This window comes from Streptomyces sp. yr375 (assembly GCF_900110755.1).
Classification (GTDB): domain Bacteria; phylum Actinomycetota; class Actinomycetes; order Streptomycetales; family Streptomycetaceae; genus Streptomyces.
Genome location: NZ_FOFF01000040.1, coordinates 1 through 17,539 on the forward strand (window position 1 = coordinate 1; position 17,539 = coordinate 17,539).

Annotated in this window: 16 protein-coding genes and 1 tRNA gene; 4 read left to right on the forward strand and 13 right to left on the reverse strand. The window is 70.6% G+C overall.

The window, feature by feature from the left end; genetic code table 11:
* The 7 genes from BMZ82_RS29425 to BMZ82_RS29460 form a co-directional block, all read right to left on the reverse strand.
* On the reverse strand, nucleotides 1–191 hold a 191-nt coding region (locus BMZ82_RS29425), incomplete at its 3' end, for a DUF4277 domain-containing protein (RefSeq protein WP_256252180.1).
* 155 nt (nucleotides 192–346) lie between these two features.
* Entirely contained in the window at nucleotides 347–2,332 is a 1,986-nt protein-coding gene (gene pknB, locus BMZ82_RS29430) for a Stk1 family PASTA domain-containing Ser/Thr kinase (RefSeq protein ID WP_093780438.1), read from the reverse strand.
* A gap of 169 nt (nucleotides 2,333–2,501) precedes the next feature.
* On the reverse strand, nucleotides 2,502–3,971 hold the full coding sequence (locus tag BMZ82_RS29440; protein ID WP_093780439.1) for a peptidoglycan D,D-transpeptidase FtsI family protein: 1,470 nt from the start codon (nucleotides 3,969–3,971) through the stop codon (nucleotides 2,502–2,504).
* A complete protein-coding gene (locus tag BMZ82_RS29445) occupies nucleotides 3,968–5,407 on the reverse strand; it encodes an FtsW/RodA/SpoVE family cell cycle protein (RefSeq protein ID WP_093780440.1) in 1,440 nt (479 codons plus the stop codon). Before BMZ82_RS29445 ends, BMZ82_RS29440 begins: the two co-directional genes overlap by 4 nt.
* Before the next feature lie 25 nt (nucleotides 5,408–5,432).
* A complete protein-coding gene (locus BMZ82_RS29450; protein ID WP_093780441.1) occupies nucleotides 5,433–6,995 on the reverse strand; it encodes a Stp1/IreP family PP2C-type Ser/Thr phosphatase in 1,563 nt (520 codons plus the stop codon).
* Between the two features lie 92 nt (nucleotides 6,996–7,087).
* Nucleotides 7,088–7,603 carry an FHA domain-containing protein FhaB/FipA gene (locus BMZ82_RS29455; RefSeq protein WP_093780442.1) on the reverse strand — a complete coding sequence of 172 codons (516 nt, stop codon included), beginning with the start codon at nucleotides 7,601–7,603 and terminating at the stop codon, nucleotides 7,088–7,090.
* A 10-nt stretch (nucleotides 7,604–7,613) separates the two neighbouring features.
* The gene (locus BMZ82_RS29460; RefSeq protein WP_093780443.1) at nucleotides 7,614–8,507 is read right to left on the reverse strand and encodes an FhaA domain-containing protein; all 894 of its coding nucleotides are present in this window, start codon (nucleotides 8,505–8,507) and stop codon (nucleotides 7,614–7,616) included.
* A gap of 471 nt (nucleotides 8,508–8,978) precedes the next feature.
* Between BMZ82_RS29460 and BMZ82_RS29465 the strand changes: the two genes are divergently transcribed.
* From BMZ82_RS29465 to BMZ82_RS29480, 4 genes are all read left to right on the forward strand, one after another.
* Nucleotides 8,979–9,062 (forward strand) — tRNA-Leu (locus tag BMZ82_RS29465).
* A 461-nt stretch (nucleotides 9,063–9,523) separates the two neighbouring features.
* Nucleotides 9,524–10,996: a DUF2252 domain-containing protein gene (locus BMZ82_RS29470; RefSeq protein WP_093780444.1), complete on the forward strand. Its 1,473-nt coding sequence runs from the start codon at nucleotides 9,524–9,526 to the stop codon at nucleotides 10,994–10,996.
* A 125-nt stretch (nucleotides 10,997–11,121) separates the two neighbouring features.
* Entirely contained in the window at nucleotides 11,122–11,919 is a 798-nt protein-coding gene (locus BMZ82_RS29475) for a hypothetical protein (RefSeq protein WP_093780445.1), read from the forward strand.
* A gap of 117 nt (nucleotides 11,920–12,036) precedes the next feature.
* Nucleotides 12,037–12,366 (forward strand): rhodanese-like domain-containing protein, encoded by a 330-nt coding sequence (locus tag BMZ82_RS29480; RefSeq protein ID WP_093780446.1) that lies wholly within the window; start codon nucleotides 12,037–12,039, stop codon nucleotides 12,364–12,366.
* A gap of 83 nt (nucleotides 12,367–12,449) precedes the next feature.
* On the opposite strand, the gene BMZ82_RS29485 is transcribed toward BMZ82_RS29480, so the two are convergent.
* The 6 genes from BMZ82_RS29485 to paaA form a co-directional block, all read right to left on the reverse strand.
* Nucleotides 12,450–13,628, reverse strand: a complete 1,179-nt coding sequence (locus tag BMZ82_RS29485) for an acyl-CoA dehydrogenase family protein (RefSeq protein WP_093780447.1) — start codon at nucleotides 13,626–13,628, stop codon at nucleotides 12,450–12,452.
* Between the two features lie 85 nt (nucleotides 13,629–13,713).
* The gene (locus BMZ82_RS29490; protein WP_093780448.1) at nucleotides 13,714–14,775 is read right to left on the reverse strand and encodes a 2Fe-2S iron-sulfur cluster-binding protein; all 1,062 of its coding nucleotides are present in this window, start codon (nucleotides 14,773–14,775) and stop codon (nucleotides 13,714–13,716) included.
* Entirely contained in the window at nucleotides 14,775–15,392 is a 618-nt protein-coding gene (paaD, locus tag BMZ82_RS29495; protein WP_093780449.1) for a 1,2-phenylacetyl-CoA epoxidase subunit PaaD, read from the reverse strand. Before paaD ends, BMZ82_RS29490 begins: the two co-directional genes overlap by 1 nt.
* The gene (gene paaC / locus BMZ82_RS29500; RefSeq protein WP_093780450.1) at nucleotides 15,386–16,138 is read right to left on the reverse strand and encodes a 1,2-phenylacetyl-CoA epoxidase subunit PaaC; all 753 of its coding nucleotides are present in this window, start codon (nucleotides 16,136–16,138) and stop codon (nucleotides 15,386–15,388) included. The genes paaD and paaC overlap by 7 nt, the downstream gene beginning before the upstream one ends.
* Nucleotides 16,135–16,422, reverse strand: coding sequence for a 1,2-phenylacetyl-CoA epoxidase subunit PaaB (gene paaB / locus BMZ82_RS29505; RefSeq protein ID WP_093780451.1), 288 nt, complete (start codon nucleotides 16,420–16,422; stop codon nucleotides 16,135–16,137). The genes paaC and paaB overlap by 4 nt, the downstream gene beginning before the upstream one ends.
* Nucleotides 16,419–17,453, reverse strand: a complete 1,035-nt coding sequence (paaA, locus tag BMZ82_RS29510; protein WP_093780452.1) for a 1,2-phenylacetyl-CoA epoxidase subunit PaaA — start codon at nucleotides 17,451–17,453, stop codon at nucleotides 16,419–16,421. Before paaA ends, paaB begins: the two co-directional genes overlap by 4 nt.
* Nucleotides 17,454–17,539 lie beyond the last annotated feature (86 nt).

Here is a 17,539-nt window from a genome sequence, read left to right on the forward strand (position 1 = left end):
CGCGCCCAGTCCCCGACCCGCACCAGCGGCGCCGGCGAGGTCAACCGGTTCGCCACCATCGCCTCGATCACCTGCCCGTGGCTCAGGTGGGCGCTCGCGCCGCCCGGGCACAGCTCGTCGACGATCCTGGCTACATCCAGCCGGCGCAGAAACTCGGCAGCGACAGGCAGAGCACCCAGACGCTTCTCCACCACGGACACCACCGCGCACTCGAAGCGCTGACGCTGAGACCGTGGCCGCGGGGACCGGGAAGTCATCGACACACCCCACCCAACGCCACACCCCCGGCCCAGGACACCCCCGGGCCGGTCACACCATACGAATCAGCGACCCGCGAAGTACGGGGCTAGCCGTTGTTCCCGCCGAAGAAGCCGTTGCCGTCGTCGTTGTTGCCGTTGTTGTTGCCGTTCTTGAAGGCGATCAGGTTGACCGTCTGCCCCTTGTTGACGGTGCTGCCGGGGGCCGGGTCCGAGCTGATGACCTGGGCGTCGTCGTCCGAGGAGCCGGAGATGTTGCCGACGTTCAGGCCCGCGTCCTGCAGCGCCTTCTTGGCGTCCTTCAGGCTCAGGCCCTGAAGGTTGGACGGGACCTGGGTCTGGGTGCTCTTGCCGATCTGGATCTGCACCGCGGAGCCCTTGTCGGCCTGGGAGCCGATGGCCGGGACGGTCTGGACGACCTTGCCGACCAGGTTCGGGTCCTGGGTGTCGACCTCGACGCAGTTGCCTTGCAGGTTGTTCTGCTGCATCAGGTTCTTGGCGTCGTCACAGCTCTTGGCGGAGACATCCGGGACGGTCGACTTCTCCTCGGCCTTGGCGACGGTGAGGGTGATGGTGGTGCCCTTCTCCACCTCGTCGCCGAGCCCCGGGTTCTGCTCCAGGACGGTGCCCGCCTCCTCGGTGGACACCTCCTCCTTCGTCTCCACGGTGAACTGGTACTTGTCGCCTTCCAGCAGCGTCTTGGCCTCGTCCAGGGTCTTGCCCAGGACCGTCGGCACGACCACCTTCGGCGCCCCTGTCGACATGACCAGGTTGACGGCGGTCTCCTTCTTGACCTTCGTCGTGGGATTGGGGTCCTGGCCGCAGATCTTGCCCTTGGGCTGGTCCTCGCACGCCTTCTGGGTGACCGTCCCGAGCTTGAGGTCGCTGTTGGTGAGCTGCTTCTCGGCGTCGGCCTGGGTCTGGCCGATCAGGCTGGGCACCGTCACCGTCTGGTTGTTGACCCCGTCGCCGCTGAACACCCACTTGCCGATCAGCACCGCGCCGACCAGCACCAGCGCCGCGGCGACGACCAGCAGGATCGTCGACGCGTTGGACTTCTTCTGGTTCTGGCGGCGCCGGGGACGGTCGTCGTAGCCGAAGCCGCCGTCGTCCGGGTTCATGGGCGGCAGCATCGACGTGGCGCCCGCGTCCGCGGAGCGCATCGCCGTGGTCGCCTGGTCGTCGCCGTACCCGCCGTAGCCGACCGAGCCCATCGACGCCGTCGCCGCGACCGGCTGGCCGTCGAGGCAGGCCTCGATGTCCAGGCGCATCTCGTCGGCCGACTGGTAGCGGTAGTCCGGGTCCTTGACCAGCGCCTTCAGGACGATGGCGTCCATCTCGGGGGTCAGCTCGGGGTCGAAGACGCTCGGCGGCTGCGGCTCCTCGCGGACGTGCTGGTAGGCCACGGCCACCGGGGAGTCGCCGACGAACGGCGGCCGTACCGTCAGCAGCTCGTAGAGCAGACAGCCCGCCGAGTAGAGGTCGGAACGCGCGTCGACCTGCTCGCCCTTGGCCTGCTCCGGGGAGAGGTACTGGGCGGTGCCGATGACCGCGGACGTCTGCGTCATCGTCATGCCGGAGTCGCCCATCGCGCGGGCGATGCCGAAGTCCATGACCTTGACCTGGCCGTTGCGCGTCAGCATGACGTTCGCCGGCTTGATGTCGCGGTGCACGATGCCGGCTCTGTGCGAGTACTCCAGGGCCTGGAGGATGCCGATGGTCATCTCCAGCGTCCGCTCCGGCAGCAGCTTGCGGCCGGAATGGAGCAGTTCGCGGAGCGTGGAGCCGTCGACGTACTCCATGACGATGTACGGGATCGAGACCCCGTCGATGTAGTCCTCGCCCGTGTCGTAGACCGCGACGATCGCGGGGTGGTTGAGCGAGGCGGCAGACTGGGCCTCCCGGCGGAACCGGGCCTGGAAGGAAGGGTCGCGCGCGAGGTCCGCGCGCAGCGTCTTCACCGCCACGGTGCGGCCGAGGCGGGTGTCATGCGCGAGGTAGACCTCAGCCATGCCACCACGGCCGAGCACGTGGCCCAGCTCGTACCGGCCGCCGAGGCGACGCGGCTCTTCCATAGCTACCTACCAGCCCTCTCCGTCGGTCCCGACCGGCACACATGTGCGGCCGGAGGCTGCCGTCCGGGCTTACCGTACCTGGACGGAGCAGTGTGACCTGGCCAAGCCCGTCACCCGATACAGGACCGGTATCGCAACGTGCACCGATGTGCAGGCGACGTGATGGGGGTCACTTCTTGCTGTCGATGACTGCCTTCATCACGTCCCTCGCGATCGGACCGGCCAGACCGCCGCCGGTGATGTCGCCGCGGTTGGCCGCGCCGTCCTCGACGACGACCGCGACGGCCACCGGCGCGCTGCCGTCCGACAGCTTCGCGTACGAGATGAACCAGGCGTACGGCTTCTCGCTGTTGTTCAGGCCGTGCTGGGCGGTACCGGTCTTGCCGCCTACCTTGACGCCGCTGATCTTGGCCTTGCCGCCGGTGCCCTGCGGGTCGTTGACGACGGTCTCCATCATCTTTTGCAGAGCCTGCGCGGTCTTGGCCGAGACGGCCTGGGAGAGCTCCTGGGGCTGCGTCGTCTCCAGCGGGTCCACGCTCGGGGCCAGGATCTGGTCGACCATGTACGGCTTCATCAGCTTGCCGTCGTTGGCGACCGCCGAGGCGATCATGGCCATCTGCAGCGGAGTGGCGCGGTTGGAGCCCTGGCCGATGCCGTCCAGCGCGTTCTGCGGCGCGTTGTCCTTGGGGTAGATGCTCTCCGCGGCACGGACCGGGGTGTCCAGCTCCGGGTTGTTGAAGCCGAACTTCTCCGCCTGCTTGATCATCTTCTCGTTGCCGACGTTGTCGGACATCTTCGCGAAGACGGTGTTGCAGGACACCATGAGCGCATAGCGCAGCGTGGCGTTCTCGCAGGCGCCGTGCTCGTTGGTGAGGTTGGTGGAGGACTGCGGCAGCTTGAACGGGGCCGGGGTGTCCGTCTTCGAGTCGACGCCGTCGACCTCGCCGCTCTCCAGCGCCGCCGCCGCCGTGACCACCTTGAAGGTGGAGCCGGGCGGGTAGGTCTCGCGCAGCGCCCGGTTCAGCATCGGGTCGTCGGCGTCCTTGCCCTTCTGCACCGCCTGCCACGCCTCCTGGTCCGCGTTGGAGGAGCCGGCGAACTTCGACGGGTCGTACGACGGGGTGGAGACCAGCGCGAGGATCTTGCCGGTGGACGGCTCGATCGCGGCGACGGCGCCCTTCTTGTCGCCGAGGCCGGTGTAGGCGGCCTTCTGCGCGGCGGCGTTGAGGGTGGTGACGACGCTGCCGCCCTGCTTCTCCTTGCCCGTGAGCATGTCCAGGGTGTTGCGGAAGAAGAGCCGGTCGTCGTTGCCGCTGAGGATGCCGTCCTCCAGCTTCTCCAACTGGTTGGCGCCGAACGCCTGCGAGGAGTAGCCGGTGACCGGCGCCCACATCGCGCCGTTGGACCAGGTGCGCTTGTACTTGTAGTCGCCGGTGGTCTCCACCGAGCCGGTGATGGCCTTGCCGTCGACGATGATGTCGCCGCGCGGAGTGGAGTAGCGCGTGATGTTGACGCGGCGGTTCTTGGTGTCGCTGGCGAGGCTGTCGGCCTTGACGTACTGCAGGTAGTTGTCGCGCAGCAGCAGGGTCAGCACGAGGAGGCCGCAGAAGATCGCGATCCGGCGCAGGGGCTTGTTCATGACGGGCGGACCACCTGGGTCATCTCGGCGTCGGGGTTCGAGGCGGGGGCGGGTGCCGGGCGGCGCGCCGTGTCGCTGATTCTGATCAGGATGCCGATCAGCGCCCAGTTGGCGATGACGGACGAACCGCCGTACGCGAGGAAGGGCATCGTCATACCGGTCAGCGGGATGAGGCCCATCACACCGCCGGCGACGACGAACACCTGGAGGGCGAAGGCGCCGGAGAGGCCGATGGCGAGCAGCTTGCCGAACGGGTCGCGGGCGGCGAGGGCGGTGCGCACGCCGCGTTCCGCGATCAGGCCGTACAGCAGCAGGAGCGCCATGATGCCGGCCAGGCCCAGTTCCTCGCCGAAGGTGGCGAGGATGAAGTCGGAGTTGGCGGCGAACTTGATCAGCTCGGAGTGGCCCTGGCCCCAGCCGGTGCCGAGGGTGCCGCCGGAGCCGAACGCCCACAGGGCCTGCATGGCCTGCTCGGAGTGGCCGACGACGCCCTGCTGGGAGAGCGTGTACTCCTTCATCGGGTCGAGCCAGGCCTGCACACGCTGCTGGACGTGGCTCTCGAACTGGGCCACGCCGACCGCGCCGACCGAGGACATCAGCAGACCGAACACGATCCAACTGGTCCGCTCGGTGGCGACGTACAGCATGATGACGAACATCCCGAAGAACAGCAGCGAGGTGCCGAGGTCCGTCTCGAAGACGAGGATCAGGATCGAGATGATCCAGACGACGATGATCGGGCCGAGGTCGCGGCCGCGCGGCAGGTAGAGGCCGAGGAAGCGGCGGCTGGCCAGGGCGAGGGCGTCGCGCTTCACCATCAGATAGCCGGCGAAGAAGATCGCGAGCACGATCTTGGCGAACTCGCCCGGCTGGATGGAGAAACCGGCCACCGAGATCCAGATCTTGGCGCCGTAGATGTTCTGGCCGAGGCCCGGCACGAGCGGCAGCAGCAGCAGGAAGATCGCGCCGACCATGGAGATGTAGGTGTAGCGCTGCAGGACGCGGTGGTCCTTGAGGAAGATCAGCACCACGATGAAGAGCGCGATGCCCATCGCCGTGTACAGCAGTTGCCGTGGCGCGGCCGTGCCGGCCTGCTGGGCCTGCTGGAGGTACTTCGACTGGTCGAGGCGCCAGATGGCGACCAGCCCGAGCCCGTTCAGCAGGGTGGCCAGCGGCAGCAGCAGCGGGTCGGCGTACGGCGCGAACTTGCGGACGACGAGATGGGCGACGCCGGCCAGCAGACCGAGGCCGAGCCCGTAGCTCAGGAGGCCGGACGGCACCTGCTCGTTGATGGCCAGGCCCACGTTGGCGTAGGCGAAGACCGGGATGACGACGGCGAACACCAGCAGCGCGAGCTCGGTGTTGCGCCGGCTCGGCGTGCCGATCGAGCCGATCGTGGACGTGTGGTGCGTCGGCGAGTTGGTCGTACTGCTCATCGTGACGGGGCCTCTCACGGCTTGCCTACTGCTCACCGCACCGCGAGACGACCTTCTGCTCTTCCTCCGAAAGGCTGGGGCCGGTGGTGGGAGTGGCGGTCGCGGATACGGACGGGGACGCGGTTGCCGAGGGGCTCGGCGATGCCTTGGACGTGGCCGACGAGGGGGTGGTTCCCGTGGGGCCGCCGGGCTTCGAGGGGGTCTTGCCCGCCGGAGCGGTGTCGGCCTGCTTCTTGCAGGCGGAGGCCTGGACGGCCAGCTCGCCGATCTTCTTCTGGGCGGTGGACAGGCTGCCCTCGGCGATCGTCGCCTGGACCAGCTTCTGCTGGTATTCCGGGAGGTACTTGAGTTCGATCTCGGGGTGATCCCTCTCGACCTTCGACAGCGACACCCAGGCCAGGTCCTGGCTGATGCCCCGGTACAGGGCGACGTGCTGGTCCTTGGTGCCGACGTAGTACTGCGTCTGCGTCCAGCGCCAGCCGCCGTACAGGCCGCCGCCGATCACGGCGAGCGCGAGCACGCTGTAGATCGATCTCGTCAGCCACTTGCGGCCGGCCCGCGGTTTGACGAAGTCGTCGTCGGTGTAGTCGCCGAAGCCGTCGGTGGGGATGAAGCCGGTGATGTCGCCGCCGGAGCCGGGCGGGCCGAACTCGCCGCCCCCGCCGTGCCCGTGCCCGTGCTGCCTGCGGCCGAGGCCGGAGGCGCGGCCCGCGGGGGTCTGCATGATGCCGTTGTCGTGCAGTTGGAGCTGGTTCTCGGCGACCGCGCCGACCACGACCGGGACGTCGGACAACTGCCCGGCGAGGGTGTCCCCGGTGTCCAGGTCGAGGACATCGGCGACGATGACGGTGATGTTGTCGGGGCCGCCGCCGCGCAGCGCGAGCTGGATCAGCTCCTGCACGGTCTCCTGCGGGCCCTGGTAGCTGGCGAGGGTGTCCTCGAGCGTCTGGTGGGAGACGACGCCGGACAGGCCGTCCGAGCAGATCAGATACCGGTCGCCGGCGCGGACCTCGCGGATGGAGAGGTCGGGTTCGACGTGCTCGCCGCTGCCCAGCGCGCGCATCAGCAGGGAGCGCTGCGGGTGGGTGGTGGCCTCCTCCTCGGTGATGCGGCCCTCGTCGACGAGGCGCTGCACCCAGGTGTGGTCCTGCGTGATCTGCGTCAGCACGCCGTCGCGCAGCAGGTAGGCGCGCGAGTCGCCGACGTGTACGAGGCCCAGGCGCTGGCCGGTCCACAGCAGCGCGGTCAGGGTGGTCCCCATGCCCTCGAGCTGGGGGTCCTCCTCGACCAGGGCGCGCAGTTGGTCGTTGGCGCGCTGGACGGCGGTGCCGAGCGAGGTGAGGACGTCGGAGCCGGGGACGTCGTCGTCGAGGGCGACGATGGTGGAGATGGCCTCGGAGGAGGCGACCTCACCGGCGGCGGCGCCGCCCATGCCGTCGGCGATGGCGAGCAGGCGCGGACCGGCGTAACCGGAGTCCTCGTTGCCCTCCCGGATCATGCCCTTGTGCGATCCGGCGGCGAAACGCAGTGACAGGCTCATGCGCACCTCGCCCGTCGGCCCCGGGTACAGCCGGTCGTGTCGAGCCACACTGCCCACCCTCCGGTCGGGAGCACACCGGGGCCCTGGGTGCCGGCCGCCGCCGCGTGCTCGCTCCGCTCGCGCTCAGTCATGATGTAGCACTACTTCCGCAGCTCGATGACGGTCTTGCCGATACGGATCGGCGCGCCCAGCGGGATCGGTGTGGGAGTCGTCAGCCGCGATCGGTCGAGGTACGTGCCGTTGGTGGAGCCCAGGTCCTCGACGATCCACTGGCCGTCGCGGTCCGGGTAGATCCTGGCATGGCGGCTGGAGGCGTAGTCGTCGTCCAGCACGATCGTGCTGTCGTGCGCCCGGCCCAGACTGATGGTCTGGCCCTGGAGCGCGACGGTCGTGCCGGTGAGGGTGCCTTCGGACACCACCAGTTTCGTCGGTGCGTTACGGCGCGTGCGGCCCGCGGCGGCGGGCTGCTGGCGCTGTTGCGGAGGCGCCTGCTGGCGCTGTGCCTGCTGGGCCCGCCCAGCCTCCCGGCGCGAACCGCGCTGGGTGACCCGCGTACCGAACAGGTCGCTGCGGATGACCTGCACGGCCACGATCACGAACAGCCACAGTACGGCCAGAAAACCCAGCCGCATGACCGTGAGGGTCAGCTCTGACATTGCCCCCGCTTCACCCTTCGGCTTGCCGGTAAATGATGGTGGTGCTGCCCACGACGATCCGCGAGCCGTCGCGGAGCGTAGCGCGGGTGGTGTGCTGCCCGTCCACCACGATGCCGTTGGTGGAACCGAGATCCTGGATCGTCGAGGGCGAACCGGTCCGGATCTCGCAGTGCCGACGGGAGACGCCGGGATCGTCGATCCGCACGTCGGCCTCGGTGCTGCGGCCCAGTACGAGCGTCCCGCGCGAGATCTGGTGGCGGGTGCCGTTGATCTCGATCCAGTGCCGGGCGCGCGACCCGGGCTGCGGGGCCCCGGCCAGTCCGCCGCCCGCGCCGCCGGGACGCTGGGCGCCTGCGGCGGGCGGGTAGCCGTAGCCGCCGGGACGGCCGCCCGCGGCGCCGGGCGGCGGTGCGGACGGCATGGGCGGAGCGCCCGCTCCGCCGGCCCCGGGGTACCCGGGTCCGCCCGCTCCGCCGGGCCGCTGCCGGCCGCCGGCGGGCGCCTGCTCCGGTGCCTGCGCCTGGCTGCTGGAGGAGGCGAGCGTACGGCTGCGCACCCGGTACAGGCCGGTGTCGAGGTCCTCGGCCTTCTCCAGGTTGACCTTGATCGGCCCCATGAAGGTGTAGCGCTGCTGCTTGGCGTAGTCGCGCACCATGCCGGCGAGCTCGTCGCCGAGCTGGCCGGAGTAGGGGCTGAGCCGCTCGTAGTCCGGCGTGCTCAGCTCCACGATGAAGTCGTTGGGGACGACCGTGCGGTCCCGGTTCCAGATCGTCGCGTTGTTGTCGCACTCGCGCTGGAGCGCGCCGGCGATCTCCACGGGCTGGACCTCGGACTTGAAGACCTTGGCGAAGGTGCCGTTGACCAGACCCTCGAGACGCTGCTCGAACTTCTTCAGAACTCCCATGGGGCACCTCCTCCGTAGTGGCTGCCGTCCCGTGCCGTGCCGCTGACCGTGCTGCCTGCCTGGTACTGCTTACTGATCGTATCCACGCGCCGGCGAATCGGCTGGTTCCCCCTGTCGGCCCCGTCGACGGGTGTCGACGTCCCAGGATCGTAGAGGCGGCCGTAGACCAGTGTCCCGCACCTGACTGTGCTCCTCGTCCGGCTCCTGGGGAGACGATCGCCATAGGTACGAGGTTGATACGCGAACCAGTCACCGCCGAGACGTACGAGGTTCGCCATCAGGTTCGCCATCAGGTTCGCCACGGGTTCACTGCGGGGTCGCCGCGGGCCTCGTACGGGGTTGCCGACCGTCTCCCACCTGGTCCCTGCCCGCGAAAAAGGGATGTGAACGCACCCTGGACCGCGTGCTAATGTTCTGCATGTCGGAAGGCGCGCAGGCCGAAAAGCCCACAAGCCCGAGGACACACCCAATGCGCGGGTGGCGGAATAGGCAGACGCGCTGGATTCAGGTTCCAGTGCCCGCAAGGGCGTGGGGGTTCAACTCCCCCCTCGCGCACAAGTCGAAAGCCCCCAGGTCTATGACCTGGGGGCTTTCGCGTTTTCGGGTGTTCCGGTGTTTTGGCGTGGGTGGCGTGGGTGGCCGTGTGGTCTCAGGCGGTCCTGGGGGCTTCCCGGGGCTTTCTGGGCGGGTGATCGCTGGCCATGGTCGCTCACGGTGTGTGAGGAACATCTCAGGGTTGTGGCGGCGGGGTGGCGGGCGTGATGGTCGCGGGTTGCCCTGTGGGTGGTGCGGGGGTGTTTCACGTGAAACACCCGGCTGGGCATGTTTCACGTGAAACGTGACGGTCGGTGGTAGGCCGGTTCGGGGTTCCGGTTCCGGCTCTGGTTCCCGGTCTGGTTCCGGCTCTGGCCGTTGGGGCAGGGGCTGCCGCTGTTCGGTCGTCGGGCTGTACGGTCTGCACGAGTTGATGATCGGCTCGTCGAGCCGACGTGCGTACGTGTGCGGGGGAGGCGGTCATGGTGACCGAGGCAGTCGGTGGTGCCGGTACCGGTGTGGGTGCGGGAGCGGAGATCGGCGAGGTGCGCAGGCTTCCTCGGGTGCGTGGTTTTGCCGAGTGGCCCGTCGAGGGGTCGGCTGAGGGGGCGGGACTTCAGTCGCCCAAGGAGCAGGGCAGGGCGCTGCGCGACAAGGTCGCGCGGTCGGCGCACGCCGCACTCGACCTGGACGCCTCCCGGCCGGACGCGGTGGCGGCGGTCGAGGAGTCCAGTCAGGGCCGTATCCCGGAGCTGACGCCGATAAGGGTCGGCCGGATGGCGGCGACGCCGTTCGCGTTCCTGCGCGGCTCGGCGGGGCTCATGGCGTACGACCTGGCCCGCACCCCCATGACCGGGATCCGCGCCCAGATCTGCGGTGACGCCCACGCCGCCAACTTCGGCCTGTACGCCGACGCGCGGGGCGGGCTGGTCATCGACCTGAACGACTTCGACGAGACCGTCGACGGCCCCTGGGAGTGGGACCTCAAGCGCCTCGCCGCGTCCCTGGTGCTCGCGGGCCGGGAGGCCGGCGCGGACGAGGACACCTGCCGCAAGGCGGCCCACGGCGCGGCCGGTTCCTACCGTCGCACCATGCGGCTCCTGGCCAGGCTTCCGGTGCTGGACGCGTGGAACGCCATCGCCGACGAGGAGTTGGTCTCCCACACCGACGCCCACGACCTGCTGGGCACCCTGGAACGGGTCGCGGCGAAGGCGCGGGCCAACACCAGCGGCCGGTTCGCGGCGAAGTCGACCGAGCCGACGGAGGACGGCGGCCGCCGCTTCGTCGACGCGCCGCCGGTGCTGCGCCGCGTCCCGGACGCGGAGGCGGCTTCGGTGACCGCGTCCCTGGAGCAGTACCTGACCACCGTGTCCGAGGACCGCCACCCCCTCCTGGCCCGCCACGCCGTCCACGACGTCGCCTTCCGCATCGTCGGCACGGGCAGCGTGGGCACGAGGTCGTACGTGGTGCTGTTGCTGGACCACCGGGGCGAGCCGCTGATCCTCCAGGTGAAGGAGGCCCGCGCGTCGGCCTTGGTCCCGCACCTGCTGACGGCCGGCTTCGAGGCTCCGGAGGTGGACCACGAGGGCCGCCGGGTGGTGCTCGGCCAGAAGCGCATGCAGGTCGTCAGCGATGTCCTGCTGGGCTGGACGACGGTCGACGGACGCCCCTTCCAGGTACGGCAGTTCCGCAACCGCAAGGGCAGCGTCGAGCCGGCCGCGCTCGCCGCCGACCAGGTCGACGACTACGGCCGGATGACTGGCGCCCTCCTGGCCCGCGCCCACTCCCACAGCGCCGACCCGCGTCTGATCGCCGGCTACTGCGGCAAGAACGAGGAACTCGACGAGGCGATCGCGACGTTCGCCGTCGCCTACGCCGACCGCACCGAGGCCGACCACGCCGATCTGGTCGCGGCGGTACGGGCGGGGCGGATCGCGGCCGAGACGGGGGTGTGAGGGGCCGGGGGCGGGCTGAGGAGGGTTCCCGGGGTTCTCGGGGCTTCCTGGGGTCCCGGGATTCCCGGCGGACCGGTGGACGGTGGGCAGCGTGGGTTCGGGTGGCGTTGGCCTAGGCTGGTCGGGTGACGACCCCCGAAGCTGAGCAGCCACGGCCCGAGGCGCGGCTGGAGCAGGCCGTGCGGGCCGCCGAGCAGGCGTTGATCGAGTTCGAGATCGCGGTGGAGACCTTCCGCGTCGAGGTCGAGAACTTCTCGCGGCTCCACCACCAGAAACTCGGTCCGATGTACGCCCGGCTCGACGAGCTGGAGGCGCAGATCGCCGAGGCCAGGGCTGCCCGCACCGGTGACCCCGAGGACCGGCGCAAGGCCGCCGAGGCGCGGGCGCGGGTGCTGCCGATGCCCGGGGTCGAGGAGTTGTTCCACGGCTGGATGGACGGCGAAGGGCTGTTCCCGGAGGCCGCGGCGATGCTCACGGACCAGTCGGTCCGGCCTCCGGAGCGGGTGCGGCCCAGTGAGGCGGCCCGCAAGCTGTACCGCGAGCTGGCCCGCAAGGCCCACCCCGACCTGGCGCAGGAGGAAGCCGAGCGGGCCCGGCGCGAGGAGTTCATCACCCGGGTCAACGCGGCCTACGCCCGTGGCGACGAGGTACTCCTGCGGGAGCTGGCCGAGGAGTGGGCGGCCGGTCCGGCGCCCGCGGAGCGCAGCCCGAGCCCAAGCGAGGAGCTCTACGCCCGCCTCGAGTGGCTCGCCCAGCACAAGGAGATGCTCACGCTGGTCGCCCGGGAGCTGGAGGACGGCGCGATCGGGTCGATGCTCCGGATGGCCCCGGACGACCCCGATCGTCTCCTGGACGAGATCGCCGACAAGCTCCTCGCCGACGTCGCCGCCCGCGAGGCGGAGCTGGCCGCGCTGGTGGGTTAGGTCCGAGCCGGTGGGCTAGGGATGGTGTGGTGGGTTGAGGCTGGAGTGGTGGGCTGGCGGGGCCGTCGGGGTGTGCGGGCGGTCGGGTAGCGTCGGGGCATGAGTTTCGGAGCTGGTGTGCCCACGGTCGAGGTCGGGGACCTCAAGGACGGCGACTTCCTGCTGGACGTCCGCGAGAACGACGAGTGGCAGGCGGGCCACGCCGAAAAGGCACTGCACATCCCCATGAGCGAGTTCGTCGGCCGCTACGGCGAGTTGACCGAGGCGGCTCCGCAGAACGGGCGGGTCCATGTGATCTGCCGTTCCGGCGGTCGTTCGGCCCAGGTCACGATGTACCTCGTCCAGCAGGGCATCGACGCCGTGAACGTCGACGGCGGCATGCAGATCTGGGCCGCCACGGGCCGCCCGGTCGTCACGGACGCGGGGCAGTCGGGCTTCGTCCTGTAGGCAGGCAGGCAGGCAGGCAGGCGTCAGGCGGCAGGTGCGCATCGGTTCGCCGCGTGGGCCGGGTGCGGGTGGCTGGGTGCGGGTCAGCCGAGGGGGTGGGCGGCGAGCAGGTCGCCGAGGCTCTCCTCGTGTGCCGCGGCCGGGCCGAGCGACAGTTCCAGGTGCTTGGCCCAGGCGTGGTACCGGTGCAGCGGGTAGTCGACGTCGGCGCCGAAGCCGCCGTGCAGATGCTGCGCGGTCTGCACGATCCGCCGAACGCCCTCCGCGGCCCAGATCTTGGCCACGGCGACGTCCCCGGAGGCCGGCAGTGCGCCCGGTGCCCCGGAGGCGATCCGCCACGCGGCCTGCCACAGCGTGACCTCCATCGCGCGCAGGTCGATGTAGCGGTCGGCGGCCTGTACGGCGACGGCCTGGAAGCTGGCGATCGGGTGCCCGAACTGCTCCCGCTTGCCGGCGTAGCCGCTGGTCATCGCGAGCGCACGCTCGCCCAGACCGAGCGCCAGCGCGCAGGTCCCCGTGGTCACCAGGGCGCGCAGCCACTCCCAGGCGCCGTCGGCGGTGATGACGTCGCGGGCGGCGATCCGCGCCGATTCGAGGCGCAGTTCGCCGAGCCGCTCCCCGGTGGTGGAGACCTGCTCGGCGAGCACGACCCCTTCGTGTTCGCGCGGGACGACAGCGAGGATGCTCCGGTCGTCCCCGGTGCGCGCCGGCACGACGACGAAGTCGGCGCCGTACGCCCACGGCACCGCCGTCTGCACCCCGTCCAACACCCACTCGCCGCCGCCCGCGCTGCCCAAGCCGCCCGTGGCGGCGGTGTTGTTCGTGCCGTCCTGCCGTGCGGTGACGGCGAGTTCGGCCGGGTCGTGGCCGGTGCGGCCGTTCGTGGCGACCGTCAGGACGACTTCGCCCCGGCCCGCCCGGGCGAGGAGGGACGACCTCAACTCCTGGCCGCCGTAGGCCTGTACGGCGGCTGCGGCCGCGCTGTGCTCCAGCAGCGGTATCCGCGCCAGCACCTTCGCCGACTCGCGCAGCACCAGACAGAGCGCGATCGCGTCGAGGCCGGTGCCGTCGAACTCCTCGTCCAGCAGCAGGCTCAGCAGGTCCGCCGCGGCCAGCCTGGCCCACAGCGGGCGGTCGAAGTCGTCGGCCACGGAGCCCCTGGTCAGCGCGGGGCTCGGCACGGCGTCGGGGGCGACCCCGGCGAACACTCCCCGCGCCGCCTCGGCCGCGGCCTGCTGCTCCTCGGTGAAGGTGAAGTCCACGGCCTGTCCTCCCGACGGGTCAGTTGATCTGACGGAGCGTCAAGATAGAACAGGTTCTAGAAGAAGGGAACGGTCGGTCACCGCCTCACCGGTCGAAGTCCACCTCCACCGCCTCCGTCAGCGGATGCGACTGGCATGCCAGCACGTACCCGGAGTCCGTCTCCTCCGGCTCCAGCGCGAAGTTGCGGTCCATGCGGACCTCGCCGGAGACCAGGAAGGCGCGGCAGGTTCCGCACACCCCGCCCTTGCAGGCGTAGGGCGCGTCGGGCCGGTTGCGCAGGACCGTCTCCAGGACCGATTCCCCGTCCCGCACGGGCCAGCTTCCGCCACGGCCGTCGAGCCGGGCGGTCACGGTGCTGTGGGCGGGGGCCGCCGCGCGCGCCGAGGGCGCCGTGCCCTCCACGTGGAAGATCTCCTCGTGGATCCGCGACCGCGCGACCCCGAGCTCCCGCAGTGCCTGTTCCGCGCCCTGCACGAGGCCGAACGGCCCGCACAGGAACCAGCCCGCGACCTGCTCCACCGGCAGCAGCGACGGCAGCAGCCCGGTGAGCCGCTCCCGGTCCAGCCGACCGGAGGGAAGCCCCGCCTGCTGTTCCTCCCGGGAGAGCACGGTGACCAGGTGCAGCCGTTCGGGGAAGCGGTCCTTGAGGTCGGCGACCTCCTCCAGGAACATCGTCGAGGCGGCCGTCCGGTCGCTGCGTATGAGGCAGAACCGGGCCGCGGGCTCACGGGCCAGCAGCGTCGAGGCGATCGACAGCACCGGGGTGATGCCGCTGCCGCCGACGATCGCCGCGTACAGGCCGGGCGCGGGCTCGAGGGTGAACCGGCCCGCCGGAGTCATCACGTCCAGCTCGTCGCCGACGCCGATCTCCTTCAGCGCGTACGTCGAGAAGGATCCGCCGTCGACCAGGCGCACGCCCACCCGCAGCGTGCGGGGTCCCGCGCCGTCGGGATCGGGTGCCGGCGAGCAGATCGAGTACGTCCGCCGGACCTCGGCCCCGTCGGCGACGCGCCGCAGGGCGAGGTGCTGGCCGGGGGCGTGCCGGTACTCCTCGCGCAGGCCGGCGGGGACCGTGAGGGTGAGGGCGACGGAGTCGTCCGTGAGGCGGTCCACCGCGGCCACCTGGAGCGGGTGGAAGCGGGCCATCACAACTCCTTGAAGTGGTCGAAGGGTTCACGGCAGGCGAGGCAGCGCCGCAGCGCCTTGCAGGCGGTGGAGGAGAAGCGGCTGAGCAGCTCGGTGTCGGCGGATCCGCAGTGCGGGCAGCGGATCGGGTCGTCCGGGCCTTCCGTCGGCAGGTCGTCCGGTTCGCTGTGGTTGTGGTTGTGGTCGTGGTTGTGGTTGTGGCTGTGGCTGTGGCTGTGGTTTTGGTTGTGGAGGGTGTGTGTGGGGCCCAGCGTCACGGTCACCGGGCCCGGCGCGGACCGGGTGGTGCGCGGTGGCGCGATGCCGAACTCCCGTAGTTTGCGGCGCCCTTCGGCCGAGATGTCGTCGGTCGACCAGGCGGGCGAGAGCACGGTGCGCACGGTGACCTCCCGCACCCCGTGCTCGTGCAGCGCGCGCTCGATGTCCATGGACATCGCCTCCACCGCCGGACAGCCGGTGTAGGTGGGGGTCAGCTCGACCTCGACGGCGTCCGTGTCGCGTACGTGCACCGCGCGCAGTACGCCGAGTTCCCGGAGGGTGAGCACGGGCAGTTCGGGGTCGGGCACCGCGCCTGCGACCGCGAGGAGTTCCGCCTCCAGCGGGGTGAGCGTCACCATGACGCCCCCGGGTGGCTGCGGTGCAGGTGCTGCATCTCGGCGAGCATCCGGCCGAAGGACTCGGTGTGCACGCCCTCGCGGCCCGCGCCGGCGCTCCAGGCTCCGGTGCGCGATCCCTCGGGCACTGTCAGGCCGGCCCGCCCCAGCACGTCCTTCACCGACTCAAGCCAGGCCGTTTCCAGCTCCGCCCCGTCGAGGCCGAGGCCGAGGCCGTCCACCGGGCGGAACATCTCTCCGGTGAACCGCCACAGCGCCGTGCAGGCCCGCTGCATCCGCTCGTGGCTGGCCTCGGTGCCGTCGCCGAGCCGCAGCGTCCACTGCTCGGCGTGGTCGCGGTGGTAGGCGACCTCCTTGACGGCCTTCGCCGCGAGCCCCGCGAACGGACCCTCGCCGGCCGCCAGCCGCGCGTACAGCAGGTGCTGGTAGGTCGAGAAGTACAACTGGCGGACGATGGTGTGGGCGAAGTCGCCATTGGGCTGCTCGACCAACTGGATGTTGCGGAAGGCGCGTTCCTCGCGCAGGTACGCCAACTCGTCCTCGTCGCCTGCCATCGACAGCAGGATGCGGGCCTGGCCCAGCAGGTCGAGGGCGATGTTGGCGAGGGCGACCTCCTCCTCCAGCACGGGCGCGTGGCCCATCCACTCCCCCAGGCGGTGGGAGAGCACCAGGGCGTCGTCGCCGAGGGCGAGGGCGGCGCTATTCGTGTGCGTCGTCGTGTGCGTGGTCGCGTGCGTGGTCGTGGTCACAGGTGCTTCACCCCCTCCGGGATCTCGTAGAACGTCGGGTGCCGGTACGGCTTGTCGCCGGCCGGTTCGAAGAACGAGTCCTTCTCGTCGGGCGAGGAGGCCGTGACCGACGACGACGGCACGACCCAGATCGAGACGCCCTCGCCGCGCCGGGTGTACAGGTCGCGCGCGTTGCGCAGGGCGAACTCCGCGTCCGGCGCGTGCAGGCTGCCGGCGTGGGTGTGGGAGAGGCCGCGCCGGGAGCGCACGAAGACCTCCCACAGCGGCCAGTCGGTGTTGGTCATGCCTGCTCCACTTCCCTCTGGGTCCCGCTGTGCTTGGCCGCGTGGGCCGCGGCCGCCTCTCGTACCCACGCGCCCTCTTCATGTGCGCGCCTGCGTTGCGTTATCCGCTGTTCGTTGCACGGGCCGTTGCCCTTGAGGACTTCCTTGAACTCGGTCCAGTCGATGGGGCCGAAGTCGTGGTGCCCCTGTTCCTCGTTCCACTTCAGGTCCGGGTCGGGGAGCGTGAGGCCGAGGGACTCCGCCTGGGGGACACAGATGTCGACGAAGCGCCGGCGCAGTTCGTCGTTCGAGTGGCGCTTGATCTTCCAGGCCATCGACTGCGCGGAGTGCGCGGACTCGTCGTCGGGCGGGCCGAACATCATCAGCGACGGCCACCACCAGCGGTCCACCGCGTCCTGTGCCATCGCGTGCTGCTGCGGGGTGCCGCGGCTGAGGGCCAGCAGCAGCTCGTACCCCTGGCGCTGGTGGAAGGACTCCTCCTTGCAGACGCGGACCATCGCGCGCGCGTACGGGCCGTAGGAGCAGCGGCACAGGGGGACCTGGTTGGTGATCGCGGCGCCGTCCACCAGCCAGCCGATCGCGCCGACGTCCGCCCAGGTCAGCGTGGGGTAGTTGAAGATCGAGGAGTACTTCTGGCGGCCGGTGTGGAGCTTGTCGAGCAGTTCCTCGCGCCCGGTGCCGAGGGTTTCGGCCGCGCTGTACAGGTAGAGCCCGTGGCCCGCCTCGTCCTGGACCTTCGCCATCAGGATGGCCTTGCGGCGCAGGGAGGGCGCGCGGGTGATCCAGTTGGCCTCCGGCTGCATGCCGATGATCTCGGAGTGGGCGTGCTGGGCGATCTGGCGCACCAGCGTCGCCCGGTAGGCGTCGGGCATCCAGTCGCGTGGCTCGATGCGCTCGTCGGCGGCGACGGTGGCGTCGAAGGCGCGCAGGTAGGCGTCGTCGGCGCTGCTCCCGCTGCCTCCGTCGCCGCCTCCGTTCTGCGCGGTGTGCGGCTGTGTGCGGGCCGACTGGTGCGCGGCTGCTGTCGCCATGCGGTCCCCCTTGACCTCGGGCCCGGGCTGGTGCCCAGGCCTCGGCTCTGCCCGAGCCTTCTCCCGACCGATCGTTCGGTCCGTGC